This window comes from Virgisporangium ochraceum, assembly GCF_016863655.1.
Taxonomy (GTDB): domain Bacteria; phylum Actinomycetota; class Actinomycetes; order Mycobacteriales; family Micromonosporaceae; genus Virgisporangium; species Virgisporangium ochraceum.
In genome coordinates this window covers 53,879-79,330 of sequence record NZ_BOPH01000148.1, presented here as the reverse complement: position 1 = coordinate 79,330, position 25,452 = coordinate 53,879, and the positions used below count along the sequence as shown (strand labels likewise).

Annotated in this window: 21 protein-coding genes; 14 read left to right on the top strand and 7 right to left on the bottom strand. The window is 71.5% G+C overall.

The features are described 5' to 3' along the window. Nucleotides 1-213: 213 nt before the first annotated feature. Complete coding sequence (locus tag Voc01_RS49960) at nt 214-1,542, bottom strand: glycoside hydrolase family 10 protein (RefSeq protein WP_203934860.1); 1,329 nt, start codon at nt 1,540-1,542, stop codon at nt 214-216. A 306-nt stretch (nt 1,543-1,848) separates the two neighbouring features. Here Voc01_RS49960 and Voc01_RS49955 point away from each other — a divergent pair, with 306 nt between their 5' ends. From Voc01_RS49955 to Voc01_RS49935, 5 genes are all read left to right on the top strand, one after another. Further along, nucleotides 1,849-3,090, top strand: a complete 1,242-nt coding sequence (locus Voc01_RS49955; RefSeq protein WP_203934859.1) for a cellulose-binding domain-containing protein — start codon at nt 1,849-1,851, stop codon at nt 3,088-3,090. A 9-nt stretch (nt 3,091-3,099) separates the two neighbouring features. Then, a complete protein-coding gene (locus Voc01_RS49950) occupies nt 3,100-4,206 on the top strand; it encodes a ricin-type beta-trefoil lectin domain protein (protein WP_203934858.1) in 1,107 nt (368 codons plus the stop codon). A gap of 148 nt (nt 4,207-4,354) precedes the next feature. Further along, complete coding sequence (locus Voc01_RS49945) at nt 4,355-5,122, top strand: IclR family transcriptional regulator (protein WP_203934857.1); 768 nt, start codon at nt 4,355-4,357, stop codon at nt 5,120-5,122. A 578-nt stretch (nt 5,123-5,700) separates the two neighbouring features. After that, the gene (locus tag Voc01_RS49940) at nt 5,701-7,131 is read left to right on the top strand and encodes an extracellular solute-binding protein (RefSeq protein ID WP_203934856.1); all 1,431 of its coding nucleotides are present in this window, start codon (nt 5,701-5,703) and stop codon (nt 7,129-7,131) included. Next, the gene (locus Voc01_RS49935) at nt 7,128-9,128 is read left to right on the top strand and encodes an ABC transporter permease (RefSeq protein WP_203934855.1); all 2,001 of its coding nucleotides are present in this window, start codon (nt 7,128-7,130) and stop codon (nt 9,126-9,128) included. The genes Voc01_RS49940 and Voc01_RS49935 overlap by 4 nt, the downstream gene beginning before the upstream one ends. Nucleotides 9,129-9,137: 9 nt before the next feature. Here Voc01_RS49935 and Voc01_RS49930 read toward each other — a convergent pair whose 3' ends face one another. Then, on the bottom strand, nt 9,138-11,495 hold the full coding sequence (locus Voc01_RS49930) for a bifunctional salicylyl-CoA 5-hydroxylase/oxidoreductase (RefSeq protein ID WP_203934854.1): 2,358 nt from the start codon (nt 11,493-11,495) through the stop codon (nt 9,138-9,140). Between the two features lie 4 nt (nt 11,496-11,499). Further along, the gene (locus tag Voc01_RS49925; protein WP_203934853.1) at nt 11,500-13,119 is read right to left on the bottom strand and encodes an AMP-binding protein; all 1,620 of its coding nucleotides are present in this window, start codon (nt 13,117-13,119) and stop codon (nt 11,500-11,502) included. A gap of 97 nt (nt 13,120-13,216) precedes the next feature. On the opposite strand from Voc01_RS49925, the gene Voc01_RS49920 reads away from it, so the two are divergent. Beyond that, nucleotides 13,217-14,041: a PaaX family transcriptional regulator gene (locus Voc01_RS49920; protein WP_203934852.1), complete on the top strand. Its 825-nt coding sequence runs from the start codon at nt 13,217-13,219 to the stop codon at nt 14,039-14,041. Here the strand turns inward: Voc01_RS49920 and Voc01_RS49915 are convergent. Together Voc01_RS49915 and Voc01_RS49910 are read right to left on the bottom strand one after the other, a co-directional pair. Beyond that, the gene (locus tag Voc01_RS49915) at nt 14,038-14,433 is read right to left on the bottom strand and encodes a RidA family protein (protein ID WP_203934851.1); all 396 of its coding nucleotides are present in this window, start codon (nt 14,431-14,433) and stop codon (nt 14,038-14,040) included. The genes Voc01_RS49920 and Voc01_RS49915 overlap by 4 nt on opposite strands. Nucleotides 14,434-14,445: 12 nt before the next feature. Next, nucleotides 14,446-15,195, bottom strand: coding sequence for an SDR family NAD(P)-dependent oxidoreductase (locus Voc01_RS49910; protein ID WP_203934850.1), 750 nt, complete (start codon nt 15,193-15,195; stop codon nt 14,446-14,448). A gap of 65 nt (nt 15,196-15,260) precedes the next feature. Between Voc01_RS49910 and Voc01_RS49905 the strand changes: the two genes are divergently transcribed. After that, on the top strand, nt 15,261-16,061 hold the full coding sequence (locus Voc01_RS49905; RefSeq protein WP_203934849.1) for an enoyl-CoA hydratase-related protein: 801 nt from the start codon (nt 15,261-15,263) through the stop codon (nt 16,059-16,061). On the opposite strand, the gene Voc01_RS49900 is transcribed toward Voc01_RS49905, so the two are convergent. Then, nucleotides 16,058-16,864 (bottom strand): helix-turn-helix domain-containing protein, encoded by an 807-nt coding sequence (locus tag Voc01_RS49900; protein ID WP_203934848.1) that lies wholly within the window; start codon nt 16,862-16,864, stop codon nt 16,058-16,060. The genes Voc01_RS49905 and Voc01_RS49900 overlap by 4 nt on opposite strands. 85 nt (nt 16,865-16,949) lie before the next feature. Here Voc01_RS49900 and Voc01_RS49895 point away from each other — a divergent pair, with 85 nt between their 5' ends. The 5 genes from Voc01_RS49895 to Voc01_RS49875 all read left to right on the top strand — a co-directional run bounded on the left by Voc01_RS49895 (nt 16,950) and on the right by Voc01_RS49875 (nt 22,654). Beyond that, nucleotides 16,950-17,354: a nuclear transport factor 2 family protein gene (locus Voc01_RS49895; RefSeq protein ID WP_203934847.1), complete on the top strand. Its 405-nt coding sequence runs from the start codon at nt 16,950-16,952 to the stop codon at nt 17,352-17,354. Between the two features lie 102 nt (nt 17,355-17,456). Further along, nucleotides 17,457-18,407 carry a hypothetical protein gene (locus Voc01_RS49890; RefSeq protein WP_203934846.1) on the top strand — a complete coding sequence of 317 codons (951 nt, stop codon included), beginning with the start codon at nt 17,457-17,459 and terminating at the stop codon, nt 18,405-18,407. Further along, nucleotides 18,404-20,071, top strand: a complete 1,668-nt coding sequence (locus Voc01_RS49885; protein ID WP_203934845.1) for a M16 family metallopeptidase — start codon at nt 18,404-18,406, stop codon at nt 20,069-20,071. Before Voc01_RS49890 ends, Voc01_RS49885 begins: the two co-directional genes overlap by 4 nt. Nucleotides 20,072-20,111: 40 nt before the next feature. Continuing rightward, entirely contained in the window at nt 20,112-20,696 is a 585-nt protein-coding gene (locus tag Voc01_RS49880) for a GNAT family N-acetyltransferase (protein WP_203934844.1), read from the top strand. A 338-nt stretch (nt 20,697-21,034) separates the two neighbouring features. Further along, nucleotides 21,035-22,654 carry a right-handed parallel beta-helix repeat-containing protein gene (locus Voc01_RS49875; protein ID WP_203934843.1) on the top strand — a complete coding sequence of 540 codons (1,620 nt, stop codon included), beginning with the start codon at nt 21,035-21,037 and terminating at the stop codon, nt 22,652-22,654. A gap of 149 nt (nt 22,655-22,803) precedes the next feature. Here Voc01_RS49875 and Voc01_RS49870 read toward each other — a convergent pair whose 3' ends face one another. Next, nucleotides 22,804-23,382 (bottom strand): DUF8175 domain-containg protein, encoded by a 579-nt coding sequence (locus Voc01_RS49870; protein ID WP_203934842.1) that lies wholly within the window; start codon nt 23,380-23,382, stop codon nt 22,804-22,806. 202 nt (nt 23,383-23,584) lie between these two features. Here Voc01_RS49870 and Voc01_RS49865 point away from each other — a divergent pair, with 202 nt between their 5' ends. Together Voc01_RS49865 and Voc01_RS49860 are read left to right on the top strand one after the other, a co-directional pair. Next, a complete protein-coding gene (locus Voc01_RS49865; RefSeq protein ID WP_203934841.1) occupies nt 23,585-24,130 on the top strand; it encodes a SigE family RNA polymerase sigma factor in 546 nt (181 codons plus the stop codon). Further along, complete coding sequence (locus tag Voc01_RS49860; protein ID WP_203934840.1) at nt 24,127-25,347, top strand: hypothetical protein; 1,221 nt, start codon at nt 24,127-24,129, stop codon at nt 25,345-25,347. The genes Voc01_RS49865 and Voc01_RS49860 overlap by 4 nt, the downstream gene beginning before the upstream one ends. The last annotated feature ends 105 nt before the right edge of the window (nt 25,348-25,452 follow it).

The window sequence follows — 25,452 nt, the reverse complement described above, 5'->3', positions numbered from 1 at the left end:
CGCCGACCCGCTGCCCAGCCAGACAGCGGCCGCGGCGACCGCGACCATGCTGGCGACGAGGACCGGCGCCATGCGGCGCAACGGTCGGGGAACACGAGTGGACAAGGTCCTGCCTCCTGGGGGTGTAGAGACGGGCGGGTGACTCCTGTGCCCGGGAACCAAACGCACGATGCCGGGCGGCCGAAGCCGCCCGGCATGGTGGTGCGCAGATCCTCAGGCGGTCCGGCAACTGACAGACGGTCGGGCGCCGCTGTTGCCGTTCATCATGGTGGTGAACCCGAAGCTGTTTCCGGATCCGTTGGGTCGGACCGTCATCACGACGCCGGAGCTGTCCCACGAGAAGGTGCCGCTCCACGTCGTGGACACCCGCTGCGGCGACGTGAGCGTCACCGTCACGATCCAGTTGGTCGACCCGGACACGTTCACGGTCGTGTTGTACCGGTCTCCCCACACGGTTCCGGGGACGACCGTGGCGGTGCAGCCGCCGCCGTTGCCGGGCTGGGAGCTGGACTGTCCCGGGCTCGACGGGTTGGTCGGCGTGCCCTCGTTCAGCGCGCTCAGCACCGAGTTGTAGGCGGCCTTCTTGTTGCCGCTGCCGTCGAACAGCAGCGGTGACTCGTTGCTGCGCCACGAGTCGCTGTCACGCACGCCCCACACCGTGATGCCGTTGCAGCGCGGAACCGCGTAGCAGTCGCGGACGGTGTTCGCGTAGGCGGTCGCGTTGGCGTTGGTGATGTCGAGCTCGGTGATCTGCACGTCGACACCGAGCGCCGCGAAGCTCGACAGCGTGGTGCGGTAGTTGCTCGGGTAGTTCGAGCCACCGGTGAAGTGCGACTGGAGACCGACACAGTCGATCGGGACGCCGCGGCTCTTGAAGTCCTGCACCATGCGGTACACGGCCTGGGTCTTGGCGTCGTTCCAGTTGTCGGTGTTGTAGTCGTTGTAGCACAGCTTCGCGTTCGGGTCGGCCGCGCGCGCGGCCCGGAACGCGGCCTCGATCCAGTCGTTGCCGGTGCGCTGCAGGTTCGAGTCGCGCCGGGCACCGGAGCCGCCGTCGGCGAACGCCTCGTTCACCACGTCCCAGGAATGGATCTTGCCCCGGTAGTAGGTGGCCACCTGGGTGACGTGGTTGAGCATCGCGTTACGCAGCGCCTGGCCGCTCATGTTCCGCGCCCAGTCCGGCTGCTGCGCGTGCCACGCCAGGGCGTGCCCGCGGACCTTCAACCCGCGCGAGAGCGCGAAGTTGACGATCTGGTCGCCCTGGCTGTAGCTGAACCGGCCCTGCTGGGGCTCGGTCGCGTCCCACTTCATCTCGTTCTCGGCCGTGATCATGTTGAACTCGCGGGCCGCGATGGTGCTGTACTGGCTGTTGCTGAGCCGGCCGGCGGCGATCGCCGTTCCGAAGTACCGGCCGCGTTCGGCGGCCGAGGCGCCCAGCGTGCTGGCTGCCGAGGCGGTGCCGTTGAACGCCACCGCGATGGTGGCGGCCGCGACGGCGACAGCGCTCAGGGCGAGCACGGCACGCGCTCTGCGAATGGGCATGTGGAGCCTCTCTGCGGGGGTGGTGAACGCGTCCACGGCGGGCGGCGGGCGGCCGTGGACGTGCACTGGGAGTGAATCGAAGCGTTACACCGGCCCAGATGGCCGTCAATATGTTTCGGAAAACTTTCGTCCACCGTACCGCCCACCGATGGTGATGTATTCGAAAGTTTCGATGCTCGACACCCGACACCGTCGCTTTGACAAATGACGCGTGGACAGTGACGCTGATCGTTGTCAAAGTCGTTGTACCAGGCGCTTGCGGCGGGCGCCGGTCGCGTGGACACCCACACCCACCGGAGGACCGGCATGGCCCTGCCCCGCCGACATCGAACCATCGCCGCGACCGTCGTACTCGCCCTGGCCGCCGCGACAACTTTCGCGACCACCACCACCGCCGCACAGGCCGCGGCCGGCTGCCGCGTCGACTACGCCGTCTCCAGTTCGTGGCCCGGCGGCTTCGGTGCCGCCGTCACCATCACCAACCTGGGTGACTCCACCAACGGCTGGCGACTGACGTGGTCGTTCACCGCGGGACAGACGGTCACCCAGCTGTGGAACGGATCGGTCACCCAGGCCGGCGGCGCGGTGACCGTCACCAACGCCCCCTACAACGGCGCGATCCCGACCGGCGGATCCACCAACGTCGGGTTCAACGGAAGCTGGACCGGCAGCAACCCGTCACCGACGACGTTCGCCCTCAACGGGGTCACGTGCACCGGAACGGTCGTGCCGAGTTCGCCCGGCAGCCAGCCCGGTAGCCAGTCGAACAGCCAGAACCCGAGCCCCAGCGTCTCCACGCCGCCGGGTGGCGGTTCCGGCCCCTATCCCGCGCGCTACGAGACCTCCGGCGGACTGCCGAACCACACGATCTACCGGCCGGTCACGCTGCCGGCCGAGCCCCTGCCGATCTTCGTCTGGGGCAACGGCGCGTGCGCGTCCAACGGCACCTCCGCGCTGAACTTCCTCCGCGAGATCGCCTCGCACGGGTTCCTCGTCCTGGCGAACGGGAACCCGAACGGCAGCGGCAGCACCACCTCCGCGATGCTGACCCAGTCCATCGACTGGGCGTTCGCCGAGAACAGCCGGCAGGGCAGCGCGTTGTACGGCCGCCTGGACACCTCGAAGGTCGCCGTGGCCGGCTTCTCCTGCGGCGGGCTGGAGGCGTACGAGGTCTCCGCCGACCCGCGGGTCACCACCACCGGTATCTACAGCAGCGGGCTGCTCAACGACGCGAACGATTACCAGTTGCGCCGCCTCACCAAACCGATCGCCTACTTCATCGGCGGCCCCAGCGACATCGCCTATCCCAACGCGATGGACGACTGGGGCAAGCTGCCCAGCGGCCTGCCCGCGTTCATGGGCAACCTCAACGTGGGGCACGGCGGAACCTACGACCAGCCCAACGGCGGCGAGTTCGGACGCGTGACGGTGCTGTACCTCAAGTGGCGCCTGAAAGGCGACCGGGCCGCCGGCACGACCTTCGTCGGCTCCGCCTGCGGACTGTGCAACACCCAGTGGACGGTTCAGCAGAAGAACCTGAGCATCTGAGAGGTCGGAATGAGACAACGGACACGATGGTTCGTCGCCGCCGCGGTCGCGCTCGCCCTGACACCGGCCGTGGCGGCGGTCACCGCCGCCCCGGCCGCCGCCGAGTCCAACGGCGGGGTCCGGGTCATGCCGCTGGGCGACTCGATCACCGAAGGCACCCAGGTGCCGGGCGGCTACCGGATCGGGCTGTGGCAACGCCTCGCCGCCGGCGGCTACACCGTCGACTTCGTCGGCACCCAGTTCAACGGACCGTCCTCCCTGGGCGACCACGACCACCAGGGCCACCCGGGCTGGCGCATCGACCAGATCCACAACAACATCAACGGCTGGCTGGCCACGACGACCCCACGCACGGTGCTGCTGCACATCGGCACGAACGACATCCTGCAGAACTACAACGTGTCCGGGGCACCGGGGCGGCTGTCGTCGCTCGTCGACCGCATCACCGCGGCCGTGCCGTCGGCGGACGTGTTCGTGGCGACGATCATCCCGCTCTCCAACTCCGGCCAGGAGGCCGCGGCCCGCACGTTCAACGCGACGATTCCGGGCATGGTGCAGAGCAAGGTGAACGCCGGCAAGCGGGTGCACCTGGTCGACATGCACAGCGCGCTGACCACCGCCGACCTCATCGACGGCATCCACCCGACGGCGAACGGCTACGACAAGATGGCCGCCACGTGGTACCGCGCCCTGCAGGCGGTACCGGGCAGCATCGGCACCACGGGCGGAACCGGCACCGGTACGTCCGCGTTGGTCAGCGCCGCCTCGGGCCGCTGCCTGGACGTCCCGAACAGCAGCACCGCCAACGGTGTGCAGCCGATCATCTACGACTGCAGCGGCCGGACCAACCAGCAGTGGACGTTCGACGGGCAGACCATCCGGTCGCTCGGCAAGTGCCTGGACTCGCCGACCGGCGCCACGGCCGGCGCGAAGGCGCAACTCTGGGACTGCACCGGCGGCACCAACCAACGCTGGACCCTCAACAGCAACGGAACCATCAGCAACGCCCAGTCGGGGCTGTGCCTCGACGTCTACGGCAACGCGACGGCGAACGGCACCACCGTGATCCTCTGGACCTGTGTCGCCTCCGCCAACCAACGCTGGACGCGCCGGTGACGGCGGCACGCTGACGCCCGTCGGGTGCGACCGCGGCCACGGGTCCCGGTCGCACCCGATCCCGGCAGGCGCGCGCCGCGCACTATCCTGCCGAACTATCGACCCCGAAAGCTCGGACGCGGTTCGACAGTTCGAAAGGACCATCCCCATGCCCCGCGTGGTTCCCGCTGTCATCCGCGCCCTCGACGTCCTCGAGCTGTTCCTCGACCGGCCCCACCTGTCGGCCCGTGAGATCGCCGAGCGCCTCGGCCTCCCGCGCACCACCGTCCACGAGCTGCTGGTGACGCTCGTCGCCCGGTCGTACCTGATCTCGATGCCGGGCCAGCCGGTGCAGTTCCGGCTCGGCATGCCGGTGTTCCAGCTCGGCGCCGCGTTCGCCGGGCAGCTGGACCTCGTGCGCGAGGCCCAGGAGGTGGCGCACGACGTCGCGGCCGCCTGCGACGAGGCCGTCCACGTGGCCGTGCTCGATGGTGCCGACGTGATCTACCTGGTGAAGGTCGACAGCACGCACCCGGTGCGGATGGTGTCGGCGGTCGGCCGCCGGCTGCCGGCCCACTGCACGGCCGTCGGCAAGGTCCTGCTCTCGGGTCTCGACCCGATCGACCTCGACACCCGCCTGCCGGACGGCGACCTGCCCGGCATGACGCCGGACAGCATCACCGACGTCGGCAAGCTTCGCGACGAGCTCGACCGCGTCCGTCTCGCCGGGGTGGCGGTCGACGACGGCGAGTCCGACAGCGCGGTCCGCTGCGTCGGGGCGCCGGTCCGCGACCACACCGGCAGGATCACGGCGGCGATGAGCGTCTCGGCGCCGATCATCCGCTGGCTCCCGGCGGCCCACACGGAGTGGACGCGCCTGGTCAGCGAAGGGGCGGCCGCGCTGTCCGCCCGGCTCGGATACCGGACCCCCGCCTGACCGCGGGCCGCCTGCCCGCCACCGCACCGCTACCGGCAGCACCGTCTGCCACACCGTCTGCCGCACCGCACGCCGCACGCTGTGTGCCGCTGGGCGCTGCGCCGGCGACGGCCCGCGTCCCGTCATTGACACCTTTCATTCAGTCCTCTACCGTCGCGACCACTTGGACGAGATATCGAACTCGGTTCGAAATTTCGAACAGCTCCGTCGACGAAGGGACGTCGCCCAGCCGTAGCCCCGCCACGAACCCCCCGCCCGGCAACGCGGTGCCCACGCGCACGCGCGTCACTGGTCTGCGCATCGGTCTCCACGTGCGGTTCGCCCGCACAATGCCGCCAGGCCGGAGGTATTGACCTGTCGCATTGCCCCGTCGTAGCGTGCGGCACACGCGAAATCAATTGGAATAGTCGCGCGAAAATTTTCTTTCAGGGCCGAGGCTTCGCGCACGAACCGCCCGCGCACCGCCCAACCGTCTGCGTTTTCCGGTCGGCGGCCCCCCACAGATGTCAGCCGGAGGCGCCACGCTTCCCGGCCGTTCAGTCGTGCAGCGGTGAGGCGAGACGAAGGAGGCGAATGACATGGACAACAACCCTTTGTGGTCACGGCGCGGATTTCTGGGGATGGGCGTCGGCGTGCTCGGCGCGGCCGGAATGGCGGCGTGCGGCGACGGAACGCCGTCGACCCCCAAGGTGCAGGCGGAGGTTCCGCAGGAACTCATCGACGCGGCGAAGTCGATGAAGGGCTCGTCGATGGGCATGCTCTCGCAGAAGCTGTACTCGGAGGCGGCGAACGCGGCGCTCGACGCCTCGATCAAGAAGTTCGCCGACACCACCGGCACGAAGATCGAGAACAGCCTCGTGCAGGCCGACGCCGGTGACGTGGTGGCGAAGATCCACGCCGAGGTACAGGGCGGCGTCGCGCGTGACCTGGCGTTCATGACCGACTCGCGGTTCGTCGCGCAGTTCCACTCGCTGGGCGACCTCGAGGACGTGAGCGACATCGTCAAGGCGCTGACGGCCGTGTACGGCGAGCCCACCGCGGAGTCCAAGAACTTCTGCGTCTTCGACGGCAAGTGGTTCGCCATCCCCTACCACTTCATCGGCCTCGGATCGTTCCTGCGCAAGGACTGGATGCAGGACAAGGGCATCACCCCCAAGGAGATCTACACCTGGGAGGAACTGCGCGACCTGTGCCTGGCCATCTCCGACCCGTCCAAGCGCCGGTTCGGCTGGGGCATGACCGTGAACCGGTCCGGTGACGCCAACGGCATGATCGAGGCCATCATCAACGCCTACGGCGGGTCGATCGCCACCGACGACGGCCGGACGGTCAAGTTCAACACCCCCGAGACGGTGCAGGCCGTCTCCTTCCTGGCCGACATCTACACGAACAACAAGTACAAGCCGATGCTGCCGCCGGGCGTGGCCGCCTGGACCGACTCCAGCAACAACGAGAACTGGCTCGCCGGGATCCTCGGCTACACCCGCAACCAGTTCAGCGTCTTCGCCGACTCGAAGACCAAGAAGAACCCCGTCTACGAGAACACCTACGTCTTCGCCGACTGCATCGGACCGGCGACCGACAAGCCCCTGATGCTCGGCCAGTCCCAGGCGTTCGTCATCTTCAAGGGTGCCAAGAACGCCGCGCTCGCCAAGCTCCTGGCGCAGTACCTCATCACCGCGCCCGCGCTGCTCGGGGTGGCCAAGGAGGCACCGGGTCTGGCGCTGCCCGCGTGGGAGAAGGTCTGGGACGCCGACCCGTACTTCCTCAACGGCGACCCGGCGTTCCCGATCATGCGTAAGATCACCCAACTGCCGTTGCCGCTGACCACGAAGAACGGTCTGAACTTCCCGCAGAAGGCCAGCGCGGGCCAGCAGGCCGCCGTCGGGGCGTACGTGCTCACCGACATGATGCAGCAGGTCATCCAGGGAACGCCGGCCGCGAAGGCCGTGCAGGACACCCACGCGAAGATGGTGCAGATCTTCAACCAGCAGGGGCTGCCGCAGTGACGTCGGTCAAGTCGGCGCCGCCTCCCGTCAAGCGGGCCCCGGCGCCGCCGCGGTCCGGCTCGCTGTCGAAGACCCAGCGGCGGCTGGGTCGCGACTGGCGGTTGGCGGCGCTGTTCCTGACGCCCACGGCCGTGCTGGTCGGCGCGCTCGTGCTCCTGCCGATCGCCCGTTCGATCGTCACCAGCACGACCGAACGGCACGGCCAGGACAGCGTGTTCGTCGGGCTGGACAACTACGCCTCCCTCCTCGGCGACGACCAGTTCCGGACCGGCGTGGTGAACTCGTTCGTCTTCACCGCCTACGCCGAGGTGTTCAAGGTGGTGCTGGGCCTGTCGGCGGCGCTGCTGCTGCACCACCGGCGCCGCGGGCGGGCCGTGCTGGCCGGTCTGCTCCTGCTGCCGTGGGTCGTGCCCACGGTGGTGACCGCGTTCAGCTGGCGCTCGCTGTTCGACCCGATCTTCGGCAGCGTCAACGTGCTGCTCACCGAGACCGGCATCGGCCCGCTCCTGGAGACGCTGCACCTGGTCGACAGCTGGCCCGCGGGCTGGCTCTCCGACCCGGAGCTGGCGATGCCGTCGGTGATCCTCGTCAACGTGTGGAAGGGCATTCCGTTCTTCACGATCGCCTTTCTCGCGGGGCTGAAGTCCATCCCGGCGGACCGGTACGAGGCGGCGACCGTCGACGGCGCCTCGTCGTTGCAACGGTTCATCCACGTGACCCTGCCCGGTCTGCGGCACGTCATCACGGTCACCGTGACCCTGTCGTCGATCTGGACGTTCAACAACTTCGACCTCATCTGGCTGCTGACCCAGGGCGGCCCCGGCGACGCGACCGCACCGTACGTGCTCGTCGCCTACTCCAAGGCGATCCTGCAGCTGCAGTACGGCGCGGGTGCGGCGGTCACGCTCGTCATGCTGCCGGTCATCGGCGCGCTGGTGTTCTATCTGGTGCGCCTGCTGCGCCGCGAAGGCGACGCCGAACCGATGCGCCCGCCCGGGCCGGTGCGCCGGGCGCTGCCGTGGGTCGTCACCGCGGTGGTCACCGTCCTGCTGTTCTGGGCCTCGCCCCAGATCTTCTGGAAGGCGGCCGTCGTCCTCGCGGTGATCCTGCTGCTCGCGGCGGCGGTCGGCAAGGTCGTCTCGACGCTGCAGTCGCGGGGACGCGGCCGGGCGTCGTCGGCGGTCTCGCGACTCGGGTCGGGCCTCGCGTTGGCCGGGTTGCTCGGCTTCGTGCTCGCCCCGCTGTACTGGATCTTCGTGACCGCCTTCAAGTCCGAGGGCCAGATCGTCATGCGCACCAACGACCTGTGGCCGACGCCGTGGACCACGGAGCAGTTCACCAACCTGTTCACCACCAAGCCGTTCGGCCAGTGGTACCTCAACACGCTGATCGTGTCGGTGGCCTCGACCCTGGTGGCACTGGTCTGCGCGGCTCTGGCCGGCTACGCGCTGGCGCGGCTGCGGTTCCGCGGTGCGCAGAGCTTCACCACCACGGTGCTGCTCACCTACGTGATGCCGGGCGCGCTGCTGTTCATCCCGCTGTACCAGCTGCTCATCGGGTGGCGGATCACCGACTCCCTGTGGTCGCTGATCGTCACGTACCCGACCTTCACGCTGCCCTTCGCCACCTGGTTGCTGACGGGCTACTTCGCGTCGATCCCGGTGGAGCTCGAGGAGGCGGCACTGGTCGACGGCTGTACCCGCATCCAGGCACTGCGCCGGGTGGTGCTCCCCCTCGCGCGGCCGGGTCTGCTGGCCGTCGCGATGTTCACCCTCACCAACGCCTGGAACGAGTTCCTCTTCGCGTTCGTGTTCATCACCAAGGACGAGTACAAGACGCTGCCCGTCGGCATGCAGTCGATGATCATCGGCGACGTGGTGCCGCAGGGTCAGCTCGCCGTGGCGTCGCTTCTGGTCAGCGTCCCCGTGGTGGTCATGTACGCGTTCGGGCAGCGCTTCCTCACCGAGGGCCTCACCGCGGGGGCGGTGAAGGGCTGACGGCCCGGCTCATCCGCGACGGCCCGGCCGCCACCGGGTGTGCCGGGTGACGGCCACGCCGTCGCGGATGAGCTGCAGCCGCGGCTTCGGCCCGTCGGTGCGCCCGGTCTGTGGCGCGCGGCTGCCGGCCCGCCAGGGGACGGGCCACTCGGCGCCCGGACCCGTGTAGTCCTGGTCGGCCGCCGCGTGCAGCGTCCAGTTCGGGTCGTACAGGTGGGCCCGGCCGATCGCGCACAGGTCGGCCCGGCCGGCCAGCAGGATCGAGTTGACGTCGTCGTAGGAGCTGATCGCGCCCACCGCGATCGTCGCGACGCCCACGCGGTTGCGGATCGCGTCGGCGTACGGGGTCTGGTAGGAGCGGCCGTACTCGGGCCGCTCGTCCGGCGTCACCTGCCCGGTCGACACGTCGACGGCGTCGGCGCCGGCCCCCGCGAACGCGGCCGCGATCTCCACCGCGTCGTCGCCGGTGATGCCGCCCTCGGCCCAGTCGGTGGCCGAGATGCGGACAGAGATGGGACGGTCGTGCGGCCACACCGCGCGCACCGCGTGGAAGACCTCCAGCGGGTACCGCAGCCGGTTCTCCAGCGGTCCGCCGTAGGGGTCGGTGCGGCGGTTGGTGACCGGCGAGATGAAGCTGGACAGCAGGTACCCGTGCGCGCAGTGCAGTTCGAGCAGGTCGAAGCCGGCCCGGGCGGCCATCTCGGCGGAACGGACGAACTCGTCGCGGATCCCGTCCATCTCCGCCCGGGTGAGCTCGCGCGGGACCTGGTTGACGCCCGGCCGGTACGGCAGCGGCGACGGCGCGACGACCTCCCAGTTGCCGCGGGGCAGCGGTTCGTCCATGCCCTCCCACATCAGCCTGGTCGAGCCCTTCCGGCCCGAGTGGCCCACCTGGAAACCGATCCCCGCGGTCGTCTCGGTGTGTACGAAGTCGACGATCCGCCGCCACGCGGCCTCGTGCTCGGGCCGGTACATGCCGGTGCAGCCGGGCGTGATGCGTCCCGCGCCGGAGACGCACACCATCTCGGTCATCACCAGACCCGCGCCGCCGAGCGCCCTGCCGCCGAGATGGGCGAGGTGGAAGTCGTTCGGCAGGCCGTCGACCGCCCGGTACATGTCCATCGCGGAGACGACGACCCGGTTCTTCAGCTCCAGGCCGCGCAGGCGGAACGGCTGGAACATGGGCGGACGCGCGTCACCGGTGCCGGCGCCGCCCGCGAACCACTCCTCGACGCGCCCGACGAACTGCGGGTCACGCAGCCGCAGGTTCCCGTGGGTGACCCGCCGGCTGCGGGTCATGATGTTGAACGCGAACTGGGGCGGCTCCTGGTGGACGTACTGCCGGAGGTTCTCGAACCATTCCAGGCTCGCCTGCGCGGCGCGCTGGGTCGACAGCACCACCGGCCGGCGCTCGGCCTCGTAGGCGGTGAGTGCGTCGTCCACTGTGGACTGCTCGTGCAGGCACGCCGCGAGCGCGAGCGCGTCCTCCATGGCCAGCTTCGTGCCCGAGCCGATGGAGAAGTGCGCGGTGTGCGCCGCGTCGCCGAGCAGCACGACGTTGCCGTGCCGCCACGTCTCGTTGCGCACGGTCGCGAAGCTGATCCACCGCGAGTTGTTCGCGTACACCTCGTGCCCGTCGAGGATGTCGGCGAACAGGTCCCGGACGCGGGCGATCGACTTCTCGTCGCTCTGCCCGGGCCGGAACTCCCGCTCGACGTACGCGTCGAAGCCGGCGGCCCGCCACACGTCGTCGTGCATCTCGACGATGAACGTCGAGCCGGTGGCGTCGTACGGGTAGCCGTGGATCTGCATGACGCCGTACGGCGTCTCGCGGATGTGGAACGTGAACGCGTCGAACACGAGGTCGGTGCCGAGCCACATGTACCGGCAGCGCCGCGTCTCCAGGGTGGGCCGGAACGTGTCGGCGTACGCGGTGCGGACCGCCGAGTTGAGCCCGTCGCTGGCCACCACGAGGTCGGCGGTCGCCGACAGCTCGTCGACGCCCGGCGCGGAGGTGCCGAAGTGCATGGTGACGCCGAGGTCGCGGCACCGCGCCTGCAGGATCCGCAGCAGGCGCCGGCGGCTCATCGCCGCGAACCCGTGACCGCCGCTCGTCTGCACCTCACCGCGGAAGTGCACGTCGATGTCGTCCCAGCGCGCGAACTCACCCTGCATCGCCGCGAAGACGGCCCTGTCGGCGTGCTCGATGCCGCCGAGGGTCTCGTCGGAGAACACGACGCCGAAGCCGAACGTGTCGTCGGCGGCGTTGCGTTCCCACACGGTGATCTCGTGCCCGGGACCCAGCTGCTGGGCCAGGGCGGAGAAGTACAGCCCGCCCGGGCCGCCACCGATCACCGCGATGCGCATCCGGTCACCCTCGGGCCATCGCCCGCAGGCGGAACCGCTGGAGCTTGCCGGTGTCGGTGCGCGGCAACGCCTCGACGAACTCCAACCGCCGCGGGTACTTGTACGGGGCGATCGTCGCCTTAGTGAAGTCCTGCAGCTCCCTGGCCTTGGTGTCGTCGGCGGCCACTCCGTCGCGCAGCACCACGTACGCCGTGACCACCATCGTGCCGCGCACCTCGTCGGGCGACCCGACCACGCCGCACTCGACCACGTCGGGATGGCGCAGCAGCGCCTCCTCCACCTCCGGGCCGGCGATGTTGTACCCGGCGGAGATGATCATGTCGTCGGAGCGTGCCTGGTGCCAGAAGTAGCCGTCGGCGTCGCGCACGTAGGTGTCGCCGGTGAGGTTCCAGCCGTTCTCGACGTACACGCGTTGCCGGTCGTCGGCGAGGTAGCGGCAGCCGGTCGGTCCCCGCACCGCCAGCCGCCCGAGCTCGCCGTCCGGCACGGGCCGGCCCTCGTCGTCGACGACGCGGGCGTCGTACCCGGGTACCGGCCGGCCCGTCGAGCCGGGCCGGATGTCGTCGTCGGCGGCGGCGATGAAGATGTGCAGCATCTCGGTCGCGCCGATCCCGTCGATGATCCGCACGCCGGTCGCGTCATGGAACGCCCGCCACGTCGCCTCCGGCAGGGCCTCGCCGGCGGACACGCACCGGCGCAGCGACGTGAGCCGGTCGGCGTGACCGGCGGCCAGCATCGCGCGGTAGGCGGTCGGCGCGGTGGACAGGACCGTCACGCCGTGCCGGGCGACGGCGTCGGCGAGCGCGTCGGGCGTCGCGGTCTCCAGCAACAGGGTGGCCGCGCCGGCGCGCAGCGGGAAGACGACGAGGGCGCCGAGACCGAAGGTGAACGCGAGCGGCGGGCTGCCGGTGAACAGGTCGTCGGCGGCCGGCCGGAGCACGTGCCGGCTGAACGTGTCGGCGATCGCGAGCACGTCGCGGTGGAAGTGCATCGTCGCCTTGGGCCGGCCGGTCGTACCGGAGGTGAACGCGATCAACGCGATGTCGTCGGCGGCGGTCGGGACGGCGTCGAACCCCGCCGGCTTCCGCGCGGCCCGGTGCACCAGGTCGTCGTCGGCGCCGGACCCGTAGGTCACGACGCGCAGCCCCGGTACGGGCGCGAGGGCCCCGGTGAAGCGGTGGTCGCACAACGCCAGGTCGACGTGGGCCATCTCGCGGATCACCGACAGCTCGGCCGTGCGGAGAAGCGCCATCGTGGTGACCGCGACGCCGCCGGCCTTGAGCACCCCGAGCCAGCAGGCCACCAGCCACGGGTTGTTCGGACCGCGCAGCAGCACCCGGTTGCCGGGCACGAGCCCGAGGTCCTCGACGAGCACCCGCGCCACGCCGTCGGCGTGGCGACGCAGGTCGCCGTAGGTCCAGGTCTCGGTCGGCGAGAGCAGGCAGCGCCGGTCGGCGCCGTGGCGCCCGATCGTGGTGTCGAGCAGCTCCACCGCGCAGTTGAGCCGTGGCGGGTACCGCAGCTCGGGCAGGTCGAACGTGAGCTCCGGCCATTCGTCGCGCGGCGGAAGGTTGTTCCGGCAGAAGGGGTCGGTGTGTGCCGAGAGGTGTGCCGACGGTTCCATGAGTCACCTCGTAGGTCGTCCCATGTCGTGGACCAGTCTGTCACTCTCGTGACGACAGTCAAGCGGCCGCTATTGTTCTTCCGTGACGGTGGTGACGATGGATGAACAACGGTCGGCCCTGAAACCGCGTGCGCTCATCGTCACCACGTACGGCGCGTTCGCGCGTGACGCCGGTGGCTGGTTGTCCGTCGCCTCGCTCATCCGGCTCATGGCCGAACTCGGGGTCGACGAGCCCTCCGTGCGCTCGTCCATCTCGCGGCTGAAGCGGCGGGGGATGCTGGCCGCGGCGAGCGTGGACGGATCCGCCGGCTACGAGCTGTCGGCGCGGGCCCGGGACATCCTCGTGGAGGGTGACCGGCGCATCTTCCAGCGGCCGGATTCGCACGTCTCCGACGGCTGGGTGCTGGTCATCTACTCGGTGCCCGAGTCCGAACGCGACCGCCGGCACATCCTGCGCTCGAAGCTCACCTGGCTCGGCTTCGGCACCGCCGCGCCCGGCGTGTGGATCGCGCCCGCCCACCTCTACGACGAGGCGCGCGACACGCTGGAACGGCTGGAGATGACTCCGTACGTCGACCTGTTCCGCGCCGACCACCTCGCCTTCGCCGACGTGCGCGCCTGCGTCGAGACCTGGTGGAACCTCGACGCCCTGCAGCGGATGTACGACGAGTTCCTCACGGCGTGGCGGCCGGTGCTGGCCGGCTGGCGCCGCCGCCGCTCGCCGGACGACGGCAGGGCCTTCGCCGACTACGTGCGGGCCCTCACCGACTGGCGGCGGCTGCCGTTCCTCGACCCCGGGCTGCCCGCGTCACTGCTGCCGAAGGGCTGGCACGGCACGCGCGCCGCCGACCTGTTCGACGCGATCGAGCACACGCTGCACGCGCCCGCGCAGCGCCACGTCCGCGAGGTGACGGCGGGTTAGGGAACCACTGCCATCCCCTGGACCTCCACGAGCGCCTCGGCGTCCCAGAGCCGGGCCACCCCGACGCCCGCCATCGCCGGATACTCGCGACCGACCAGCCGGCGCCACACCGCACCGATGTCACGGGAACGGGCCTTGTAGTCGTCCATGTCGACGATGTAGACGGTGAGGCTGGCCAGGTGGGCCGGCTCGCCACCGCACGCGGACAGCGCCCGCAGGAGGTTGGACAGGGCCTGCTCGAACTGCCGCACGACGTCGTCGCCGACGATCCGTCCCTGCGCGTCGAGGGCGGTCTGGCCGGCGAGGAACACCAGGCGACCGCCCGCGTCCACCGACACCGCGTGCGAGAAGCCGGACGGTGCAGCCAGCCCGGCCGGGTCGACCCGTTCCATCGGTACCTCCTCCTACGACTGGACGGCGCCGCCGTCGACGTTCAGGCCCTGGCCGGTCACCGCGCCGTTGGCGACGCAGAACCACACCGCCTCCGCGACCTCGTCGGGCGTGACGAGACGCCCGATGGGCTGGCGGGCCGCGAGCGCGGCCCGCGCCTGCTCCGGCGTGCGGCCGGTCCGCCGCGCGATCGCGGCCACCGTCGCGTCGGTCATCGGGGTGTCGACGTAGGCCGGGCACACGGCGTTGACGGTCACCCCCGTGCCGGCGAGCTCGGCGGCCGCGGCGCGCACGAGCCCCAGCACGCCGTGCTTGGCGGCGGTGTACGCCGCGACGTACGGCTCGCCACGCTTGGCCGCGACCGACGCCACGACCACGATGCGCCCCCACCCGCGGCCGACCATGCCGGGCACCGCCCGCCGCACGCACCGGAACGGCGCGGTGAGCAGCAGGTCGAGCTGCGCCTGCCACATGTCGTCGGTGGTGTCGGCCAGCTTCGCAGACACGCCCGCGCCGGCGTTCGCGACGAGCACGTCGACCCCGGCCCAGCGGGTCTCGACGGCGGTGAACGTCTCCTCGACCGCCGACGCCACGGTGATGTCGGCGGGCAGCACCAGCGACGGCACCGGCAGCGCCGCCGCGACCTCCTCCAGCTGGTCGGCCGAGCGGGCGGTGAGCGCGACGCGGTGGCCCTCCGCCGCGAGCCGCCGCGCCACGGCCCGGCCGATGCCGCGACCGGCGCCGGTGACGAGGCAGGTACGCACCGGCCCATCGTGTCAAGCTCTGGTGACGACCGTCAAGATCGTGACATACCGGTAGGGTCGGTCGGGTGAGACTTGAGGAGTTCACCGACGTCGTATACGAGGTGCGCGACGACGATGCCGTCGCGGTCGTCACGATCAACCGACCCGAGCGGTACAACGCCTTCCGCGGCCGGACCGTCGACGAGCTGATCAGCGCGTTCAAGCACGCGTGGGGAGACAAACGGGTGGCGTGCGTCGTCCTGACCGGCGCCGGCGACAAGGCGTTCTGTGCCGGCGGCGACGTCAAGGAGCGGGCGGAGACCGGCGGCTACGGCGACACCGAGTGGGGCACGTTCGAGATCGAGCGCCTGCACCGGATCATCCGCGACATTCCCAAGCCCGTCATCGCCGCGGTCAACGGCGTGGCGATCGGCGGCGGGCACGTCCTCCACGTCCTGTGCGACCTGTCGCTGGCCGCCGAACACGCCCGGTTCGGGCAGAGCGGGCCCCGCGTCGGCTCGTTCGACGCCGGCTTCGGGTCGGCGTACCTGGCGCGGGTCGTCGGCGAGAAGCGGGCGCGGCAGATCTGGTTCCTCCTCGACCTGTACGACGCCGGGACCGCCGAGCGCTGGGGCCTGGTCAACGAGGTGGTGCCGGCCGACCGGCTCATGGAGAAGGCGCTGGAGTGGGGGCGCAAGATGGCGTCCTACTCCCCCACCGCGCTGAAGTTCCTCAAGCACTCCTTCAACGCCGACAGCGACCATCTGGCCGGCCTGTCACACCTGGCGTTCGACGGTCTGGAGCTGTTCACCCACACCGCCGAGGGCATGGAGGGCGCGCAGGCGTTCGCCGAGAAGCGTCCACCCGACTTCTCCCCGTACCGCTAAGCGTCGTCCCGGGCGGTCGCGGCACGTCGCCGGAGGATGTCGGCGGTGGTCTGGTCGGCCGGTAGCCAGGCCTCGAGGTGCAGTTCGGCGAGGGTCACGTCGACGGCGGTGGCGAACGACGTCAACGTCGTGAGGAGGCGAAGGGTGCCGTCGGCGGTGTGCAACCGCAACGGGACCGCGAAACCGAGGTAGTCCCGGTCGGACGGCGGGGTGGCGGGCAGGTAGCCGGACAGCTCGTCGACCAGCGCGTCCAGGCGCGGGTCGGGATGGCGCAGGGACCGGGCGCGCACGCCTTCCACGACGTGCCTGCCCCACTCCGCGAGGTTCGCGACCCGGGCACCCATGCCGCGAGGGTGCAGGACCAGCCGCCAGATGTTCATCGGTGCGGCCAGCAGCTCAGGGTCGGCGCCCCCGGTGAGGACCTCGACCGCGCTGTTCGCGGCGACCACGTCCCCGTGCGGGCCGGCCACCAGCGCCGGGTAGGGCATGTGCCCGGCGATCACCTGCCGCAGCACCCCCACCACGGGCCGCAGCGCGGGGGCGTCGAGGGTGGACTCGGCGAACGCGGGCGCGTACCCGGCGACGGCCAGCAGCGCGTTGCGCTCGCGCAGCGTCAGGCCCAGCGACTCGGCCAGCCGCAGCACGAGGGTGCGGCCGGCCCGGGAGCGGCCGGTCTCGACGAAGCTGAGGTGGCGTTGGGTCGTGCCGGCCCGCGCGGCCAGTTCGAGCTGGCTCACGCGCCGCGCGTCGCGCCATCGACGTAGCTCGCTGCCCAGCCTGGTCGGGTCCGTGGTCGTCGGCACGTCTCCTTCCTAGCCGGTCGCGGGCGGTTTTCCCATTCCCTCCGGGGAATTGTCCGGCCGCGTCGGCGGTCGCACGATCGGTGGCATGACCGACCGGACAGCGCCTTTCCGCGTCACGACGACGACAGCCGATACGACGGCCCGCACCACCCGTGAGGTCCTCGACCGCTACAACGAGGCCTTCCGCACGCACGATCCGACGCTCCTCGACGACCTGATCGCCGACGACTGCGTCATCGAGGACTCGGGTCCGGCCCCGCACGGGCTGCGCCGCGAGGGAGGCCCCGCGTGCCTGGCGCGGTGGTCGGAGCTCGCGGGCAACCGCGCTCTCGAGTTCACTCCCGAGGACGCCGAGGTCCACGGCGACCTCGCGGTGCAACCGTGGGCGCTGCAGTGGGGCGAGGGCGGGAACGACCGCGTCCGCGGCGTCAACCTCCTCCGGATCCGGCACGGCCTGATCGTCGAGGCACGCGGCTACGTCAAGGCCTGACGGGTGCCCGGCGCCGAAGCCCCTGACGCCGGGCCCGGCGTCGACCCGGTGGACCGGACCGCGGGCTGAAATCTGTCGGTCGGTGCCCGTACGATGGCGCCCGTGATCGACACATTGTCGTCGCTCGTTGCCTTGCGAACCAAGACAATCGAGCTCTATCCGGACCTCGCGCCGCTACGCGCGGCCGTGCGGCGCGGCAACTGGGCCGCGGTCTCGGCCCACTTCGACGGCTTCCCCGCGCGCGCCGACCGGTCGACGGCCGTCCAGGTGGTGGCCGAGACCGCCGGTTCGGAGCGGTTCCTGCAGCGGGTCGTCGACACCCACCGCGACTCGTCGCTGGCCCGGACGCTGCTGGGCGCCCGGTACATCGTCACCGGGTGGAACGCCCGCGGGGCGACACGGGCGAAGTACGTCCAGGCCGACCAGTGGCGGGTCTTCCACGACCACCTGCGGCGTGCCGACGGTCTGCTCGCCGACGCCACCTCGATCGACCCGTCGAACGCGGCCGCGTGGGGCGAGCGGGTCACCGCGGCGCGCGGTCTCAGCCTCGGTCAGGACGAGGGACGCCGGCGCTACGAGCGGGCGGCCGAGCACTGCGACGCGCCGTACGGCGCGCAGCGCCAGTTGCTGCAGACCCTGTGCCCGAAGTGGGGCGGGTCGGTCGACGCGGTCCTCACCTTCGCGCGGCAGTGCGCGGAGGCTGCGAAGCCGGGCGGGCTGGGTGCCGCCAACGTCGCGGCCGCGCACGCCGAGATCGCGCTCGACGACGACGATGTCGAGGTGGCGCGGCACCTCGCCGCTCCGCACGTGCGCGAGGAGGTGGCCGCCGCGGCGGCGCGCAGCGTCCTGCATCCGGACTTCCGGCCGGTGCACGGGTGGCTGGGTGCGCACTCGGTGTTCGCGTTCACCCTGTTCCACGCCGCCGACCACGCCGGTGCCGCCGTTCATTTCGCCGCGATGGGCAACCGGGTCAACAGCTATCCGTGGAGCGCGCACAGCGGACTGTGGAAACCGGAGTTCCGGCAGGCTCGGCGGGCGGTGCGGGCCCGATGAGAGACGTCGACGGCGTTCCCACCCTCGTGGCGAAGACGTCCGGTCCCATGCAGGCCGGTCTGGTGTTCCGGGTCGGCCGGGCCGACGAGACCCTCCCCACCGCCGGCATCACCCACCTCGTCGAGCACCTGACCCTGCACCGGCAGGGCGTCGCCGACTACCACTACAACGGAGCGACCGGCGTCACCACCACGACCTTCCTCACCCAGGGGGCGCCGGAGTCGGTGGTGGCGTTCCTGCACGGGGTCTGCGCCGGTCTCCGCGACCTGCCGACCGAACGGCTGGCCACCGAGAAGCAGATCATCGAGACCGAGGCGGCCGGCCGCGGCCTGTCGATGACCGACGAGGTCGCGTTGTGGCGGCACGGCGCCCGCGACTTCGGGCTCGTCGGCTACCCCGAGTTCGGCATGCGCACGCTGACCGCCGAGCGGGTGGTCGACTGGGCCGCCACCCGGTTCACGCGCGGGAACGCCGTGCTGTGGGTGGCCGGTGACGACATCCCGGCGGGGCTGCGGCTCGACCTGCCCGACGGCACGCGTCGGGCGCTGCCCGCCGAGTCGTCGGCGCTTCCGGTGACGCCCGCGTACTTCCCCGCCGGCGCCAACGCCGTCCTGCTCGACGCGACCGTCACCAGGGGCGCGGCGTCGGTCGCCTACACCCGGCTCCTGGAGCGGGCGTTGTTCCGCGAACTGCGGCACGAGCGCGGCCTGTCCTACGTCGCGTCCGCCGACTACCGGACCGACGGCCGGCCCCGCGCCACGGTCACCGCCGTCGCCGACGCGCAGCGGGGCTCCGTCGACGCCCTCCTCGACGCGTTCCTCGGCGAGGTGCGCGCGCTGCGCGACACCGGCGTCACCCCCGAGGAGCTCGACGCCGTGCGGGCGCTGACCCTGGAACAGCTGCGCTCCGCCGACATCGAGGCGAGCCGCCTGCCCCAGCGGGCCGTCGACCTGCTCTCCGGTCTACCGGGCACCACCACCGAGCAGCTCATTGCCGAGGTCGAGGCGCTCACCGTCGACCGGATCCGCAAGGTGGCGCGCAAGGTCGACCGGTCGGCGCTGCTCATGGTCCCCGAGTCGGTTCCGCGGCCGCCCGCGGGGTTCGAGGCCGCGCCCACGGTGTCGCGGTTCGCGGTGACCGGGAAGCGCTACCGTTCGCGCAACCACCACGGGGTGGTGCTCGTCCACGGCGACGACGGCATCAGCATCACCACCCCCGCCGGCCCGGTCACGGTGCTGTTCGAGGAGTGCGCGGCCATGCTCCGGTTCCCCGACGGCGGCCGCCAGCTCATCGGTGCCGACGCGATCAACGTGACGATCGAGCCCAGCCTGTACCCGGTTCCGGCGGGCGCGCTCGCTGCGGTCGACGCCGCCGTCGGGCCGGCCGCGACCGTCGACCTGCCGCCCCGCGACCCCGACAGCGTGCCGAAACCGGCCCGCGCGAAGGCGGTGCGCACCACGCTGCGCTCGATCGGGCGGTCGGTGCGGATCCGGTTCGCCCACCTGAGGCTCAGCGGGCGGCTGCGGTGGTCGCTGTTCGTCGCGCTGATGTTCGCGGGCCCGGTGATCGCGTTCGTCGGTGCCGTGGCCGCCGGCCGGCCCCTGATCGTCGGCGTCAGTCTCCTCGGTTTCTTCGCGGCGTTCCGGGCGGTCCGTCGCCGCTGACGCACGGTACGGGTCGGCGACGGGTGGGGAGGATGTGCCGATGAGGTACCTGTCGACACCGCCGGCCATTCCGGCCGGCGCGCTCGCCGCGTCCCCGCAGCCGGTCCTCACCGCCCCCGACGGCCTGGCGCTGCGCCCGTGGACGACCGACGACGCGCCCGTGTTCCTCGCCGCCTACCGGGATCCGGAGATCCGGCACTGGCACACGCGCCAGCCCACGACCGAGGACCAGGTCCGCACGTGGTTCGACGGGTACCGCCGGAGCTGGCTCGACGAGACCGGCGCGAGCTGGGCGGTGACCCGAGACTCGGTCGAGGTGCTGGGGCGGATCGCCATCAGCGGCGTGAACCTCGACGACGGGGTCTGCGGGTGCGGCTACTGGGTGCTCCCGGCGGCCCGGGGCAGGGGCGTCGCGTCCCGCGCCCTGACCGCGTTGAGCGCGTGGGCTCTCGGCGGAGCCGGGTTCCACCGCCTGTACCTCGACCACTCGACCCGCAACCGGGCCTCGTGCCGGGTAGCCACGAAGGCGGGTTTCCGCCTGGAGGGCACCAAACGCAGCGACGCCGTCCACGCGGACGGCCGCCACGACATGCATCTGCACGCCCGCATCCGCGGCGACACCTGACACCCGCCGCGGGCGGCGGGTACGAGCGGTGCTCGTGTGCGGCGTCGCGTGCGGCGACCGAGCGAGCCAGCACGCGTCCGCGGTCGCCTACCACGCGCCCTTGCCCGCACGGACCTCGCCCTCGCCCTGCCCGCCCGGCCCGCCCTCCCGGCGCCGATCTTGCAGTTGTGGCCGCCCCTATATCGCCCTATGTCGGGCTTATCGGGGGCCACAACTGCAAGATCGGCGCGTTGGGGGGCCGGCGCGGCGCGGGCGGCGGGGCGGGCGCCGTTCCGGAGGCGCTGGCGGATCTTTGACAGACACCGGCGTCCTGAAGGTCGAGGGGTCACGATGCGGCCATGAGGCGGATCATGCGGCGGGTCCTGGCTGGAGGGGCGGTCGTCCTCGTGGCCGCCGCCGTCGGGGCCGTCGCGGTCGCGCCGCCGGCGCATGCGGCGACGGTGGTCGTCACCACCACGGCCGACGTGGTGAACCCCGGCGACGGGCTGGTCTCGCTGCGCGAGGCGGTCGGTACGGCGAACGCCGCCGCCGGCGCGACGACGGTCCAGTTGAGTCGCGCGCTGTACCAGCTCAGCATCTGCGGCGCGGACGAGGACGCCAACGCGAACGGTGACCTCGACTTCGTTCCGTCGACGGTCCTCACCATCGACGGCAATGGCGCGACGATCCAGCAGACCTGCCGCGGCCGGCGCATCGTGCAGGCCCTCGGCGCGGGCGGCGGCCTGGTCGTCACCGACGCCACGCTCACCGGCGGGTCGGGCCCGCAGGCGGCGATCTCCTACAACGGCGGCGACGTCGACCTGACCGGGGTCACGGTGAGCGGCAACGACGCCGGTGCCGGACGGGTCATCGGCAGCTTCGGCCCCGACACCGGCGCGACGCTGGACATCGTGGACTCGACGATCGGCCCGAACACCGGCACCGGGGTGCAGATCTCGTTCGGCACCGTCACCATCGTCGACTCGACGGTCAGCGGCAACACCGGACGCGGCGTCGGCCTGGTCGACGGCGCGTTGACCGTGTCCGGTTCGACGGTCTCGGACAACGGTGCCGGCGGGGTCAGCACCACCGGGCAGGGCAACGGCGTGTTCACGCTCACCGACACCGTGGTGCAGGACAACGGCGGCACCGGGGTGTTCTGCTCCAACTGCGGTGACCTGGTGGTCTCCGGTGCCACGATCACCGGCAACCACCCGACCGGCGCCGACGACGGCGGCGGGATCGCCGTGAGCCTCGACCTGGACCAGCCGACCGACGCGCTGTCGGTCAGCGTCACCGACTCGACGGTCTCCGGCAACGCGAGGACCGGCGCGGGCGGCGGGATGGCCGTCACGGTCACCGAGGACAGCGGCGAGGCCGCGGTCACCCAGATCACGGTCACCCGGTCGACCTTCAGCGCCAACACGACCTCCGGCCCCGACGGACGCGGCGGTGGGATCTCGGCGATGTCCGGCGAACTGCGCGTCGACAACTCCACGGTCGCCGGCAACGTCGCCTCGGCCAAGGGCGGCGGGGTGTACACCAGCACCGGCAACATCTACCTGCGCCACGCGACGATCGCCGGCAACACCGCCCCGTCCGGCACCAACGTGGCGACCGGCATGGACCTGCACGCGTTCGCCTCGATCGTGGCGGGCGGCCTCGGCGGCGGGATCGGTTGCTGGATCGCCGGTACGACGACCTCGGCCGGGTACAACTTCTCCGGGGACGCGTCGTGCGCGTTCGTCGAGGGCCCGGGCGACGTCAACAACGGCGGTGACCCGCAGCTCGGCGCGCTGGCGGACAACGGCGGCCCGACGCAGACCCGGCTGCCGGCGGCGGCCGGCCCCGTCGCCGGCCTGCTACCGGCGGCCGCGTGCACCGTGTTCGGCACCGACCAGCGCGGCGTCGTCCGTCCACAGGGGACGGACTGCGAACCGGGAGCCGTCGAGATCACCGAAGGGCGCCGCAGGCGCTGAGTATGTCGCCCGTGGCGTGCCCGGTGGTTGGCAGGTCTGGGACAACACCAGGCGACGGCGGCTACGCGCGGGTCACGGCGCTCCTGAGGTACCACCGGAGCGCGAAGCGACAGGACCTGCGCGGCGCTGTCCCGTCTCGATGACGGCGGCTACCGGGGGCCCCACTCGACCATGCCGGAGCCGTCGGTGACGCTCATGACCGTGCTCCAGTTGCCGCCGGCCGGCGGGACCATCCGCCAGTCGTCGTCTATCCAGCGCATCGTCACCGTCATGGCGGCCAGGGATCCGCTCACCTGGTAGACCACCGAGACCACCGCGGTGTCGGGGTCGTACACGACGTACCGGAACCCGGTGATCTGCATCGGAGTCCGTGCCTTGCCGGGCTTCGGCGTCGCCCGGCCCTCCTCGCGGGCCATGGCGAGCGCCTTGTCGCGGTCCGGACCGGCGACCCACTGCTGCGCGATCGTCGTCTCCGCCACCTTCGGGTCAGTGGCGGTGTGACCGATGATCTGCGCCGCGGCGACGAGCGCGCCCGTCGGCGTCCGGGCGAAGCCGGTGGCGCTCGTGGGCGTGATATTGCGCGGTCCCGCCGAGGCGGACACCGGCACCGGGTTGACGCCCGACAGCTGCCAGGTCACGTCCGCGGGTGCGCTGGTCGGGACCGTGGTGTCCGCGGACGCGCTCGCGCTTCCGGTCGGAGCGGCGGACCCGGCGGCGGACGGGTGCATGGCCTCTCCGAATCCCCCGTGGTCCCGAACCCGCCGCACGATAGCAACACCGATCGATGACGGCCAGGCGCGCCCGGTCGTCTGCACAAGAATGCAACGGGACACCGTTCGTGGGTTCCTGACGCCCGGTATGCAACCTCGGAGGGCACGTTGAGCGATAACGGGTAGCGATCGCCGCCCGTCATCCCACCCGAGGAGCCGCATGGACCGGACCAAGAGGGACGAGTACGTGGAGTACGTACGTGCCCGCATGCCCCGGCTGCACCGCACGGCGTGGCTCATCTGCGGCGACCCGCACCTTGCCGACGACGCCGTGCAGGCCACCCTCGCGGTGCTCTACAGCAGGTGGCGGCACGTCAGCACGGTCGAGAACCTGGACGGCTTCGTCCACCGGATCCTCACCCGGCGGATCGTCGACGAGCGCCGGTCGCGATGGTCCCGGGTACTGCTGCGAGCCTCGCCACCGGAGCCACCCGACCGGGTCACCGCGCCGGGCCAACCCGGCGAGTACGACCACGTCGTCGACGCGCTGCGGGCACTGCCCAACGGCCAGCGCGCCGCCCTGGTGCTGCGCTACTTCGCCGATCTGAGCGTCCAGGACACGGCCAGGGCCCTCGGCTGTTCCGAGGGCAACGTCAAGAGCCAGTGCTCGCGCGGCCTGTCCACCCTCCGCGACGCGCTCACGGCGTCCGGCACCGAACCGGGATCCGACCGTCCGAGAACGACCACGATGAGGCTGACCACATGACCAGTACCCCGGACCTGCCGACCGAGGACGACATCCGCGCGCTGCTGAACGGCACGCCGGCGCCGCAGGTCGGCGTCGACCTGGAGGCGGCGATGCGCACCGGCCGGCGGATGTCGATCCGGCGCGGTGCCGCGCGCGCGGCCGGCGGCGTCGTCGCGGTGGCGCTCGTCGCGTCGCTGGTCGTCGTCGCGAGGGCCGACACCCCGGAGAAGAGGACGACCGGACCGGCGGCGGTGCCGTCGCAGAGCCCCGTGTCCCCGTCGACGTCGCTGTCCAGCGTGAACGACATCAGGCTGCGGTGCCCGATGACGCCCCTGGCGAAGCCGGCCGGCGCGGCCGGCCTGCAGATCGACGCGGTCGACCCGTCCGGTCGCTTTGTCAGCGCCCACGCGATGGACGACAGCGAGAACTTCACCACCGTCCTGTGGGTCGACGGCGTGCCGCGGTACCTGCGGTTCGCGGCCAGCGTCCGGATCACGTCGATCAACTCGCGCGGCGTGGCGGTGGGCTCGGCGGGTGACGACTCACCGACCTCGGCCGGGTGGAGCTTCCGCTACGCCGACGGCGACGTGACCCGGCTCCAGGTTCCGGCCGGGTGGCGTGCGTACGGCAACGTCACGATCAACGAGCGCGGCGACATCGCGGACACCATCAAGCCCGAGGACGACCAGCCGGAAGGTCTGTCCAAGGGCATCGTCTGGAAGGCGGGGAGCGCGACTCCGACGATCGTCCCCCTGCCGCCGCACGGCCAGGTCCGCACGATCACCGCCGACGGCCGTCTCCTGGGCGACATCGGCGACGGCAAGCGCAGCGGGGCGAACATCTGGGACCTCGCCGGCAACGTCACCAGGCTCCCGCACCCTGACGGTTTCCCGGTCGCTCCGCAGTCGACGGCCGGAACCTACGCCACGGGCGGCCTCTGGATGCGCGGGGTCATCCCCCGGTGGGACCTCACGACCAACCAGCTGACCAGAATCCCGGCCGTGCCGGACGGCGTCGGCATACCGCAGGGCATGTACATCAGCGCCACCGGCTGGATCACCGACGGGCTCCAGGTCGCCTACCGCCCGGACGGCACCCCCGTGCGACTGACCGCACCGGGCACCACGAAGGTGGTGAATGCCGGCGTGACCGACAACGGCGACGTGTTCGGCACGTACGGCGAGCCGGACGAGTCGTCGACGCCGGTGGTCTGGCGCTGCGGGTCCGCCTCCTGACGACCCTCGCGACGATCGGAGCCGACCGCGCGTGGACCCGGTCAGGGACCTGACCGGGTCCACGCCCGTGCGAGACTGGCGCGATGTCGCGTGTGCCCGTCGGGC

What these genes read in the sequence shown, in the direction of transcription:
- Voc01_RS49895 (WP_203934847.1), top strand. Translation starts at nt 16,950, where the DNA reads ATGACCGACCGGACAGCGCCTTTCCGCGTCACGACGACGACAGCCGAT.
- Voc01_RS49915 (WP_203934851.1), bottom strand. Translation starts at nt 14,433, where the DNA reads ATGGAACGGGTCGACCCGGCCGGGCTGGCTGCACCGTCCGGCTTCTCG.
- Voc01_RS49875 (WP_203934843.1), top strand. Translation starts at nt 21,035, where the DNA reads ATGAGGCGGATCATGCGGCGGGTCCTGGCTGGAGGGGCGGTCGTCCTC.
- Voc01_RS49870 (WP_203934842.1), bottom strand. Translation starts at nt 23,382, where the DNA reads ATGCACCCGTCCGCCGCCGGGTCCGCCGCTCCGACCGGAAGCGCGAGC.
- Voc01_RS49925 (WP_203934853.1), bottom strand. Translation starts at nt 13,119, where the DNA reads ATGGAACCGTCGGCACACCTCTCGGCACACACCGACCCCTTCTGCCGG.
- Voc01_RS49885 (WP_203934845.1), top strand. Translation starts at nt 18,404, where the DNA reads ATGAGAGACGTCGACGGCGTTCCCACCCTCGTGGCGAAGACGTCCGGT.
- Voc01_RS49950 (WP_203934858.1), top strand. Translation starts at nt 3,100, where the DNA reads ATGAGACAACGGACACGATGGTTCGTCGCCGCCGCGGTCGCGCTCGCC.
- Voc01_RS49945 (WP_203934857.1), top strand. Translation starts at nt 4,355, where the DNA reads ATGCCCCGCGTGGTTCCCGCTGTCATCCGCGCCCTCGACGTCCTCGAG.
- Voc01_RS49865 (WP_203934841.1), top strand. Translation starts at nt 23,585, where the DNA reads ATGGACCGGACCAAGAGGGACGAGTACGTGGAGTACGTACGTGCCCGC.
- Voc01_RS49930 (WP_203934854.1), bottom strand. Translation starts at nt 11,495, where the DNA reads ATGCGCATCGCGGTGATCGGTGGCGGCCCGGGCGGGCTGTACTTCTCC.
- Voc01_RS49960 (WP_203934860.1), bottom strand. Translation starts at nt 1,542, where the DNA reads ATGCCCATTCGCAGAGCGCGTGCCGTGCTCGCCCTGAGCGCTGTCGCC.
- Voc01_RS49920 (WP_203934852.1), top strand. Translation starts at nt 13,217, where the DNA reads ATGGATGAACAACGGTCGGCCCTGAAACCGCGTGCGCTCATCGTCACC.
- Voc01_RS49955 (WP_203934859.1), top strand. Translation starts at nt 1,849, where the DNA reads ATGGCCCTGCCCCGCCGACATCGAACCATCGCCGCGACCGTCGTACTC.
- Voc01_RS49880 (WP_203934844.1), top strand. Translation starts at nt 20,112, where the DNA reads ATGAGGTACCTGTCGACACCGCCGGCCATTCCGGCCGGCGCGCTCGCC.
- Voc01_RS49860 (WP_203934840.1), top strand. Translation starts at nt 24,127, where the DNA reads ATGACCAGTACCCCGGACCTGCCGACCGAGGACGACATCCGCGCGCTG.
- Voc01_RS49940 (WP_203934856.1), top strand. Translation starts at nt 5,701, where the DNA reads ATGGACAACAACCCTTTGTGGTCACGGCGCGGATTTCTGGGGATGGGC.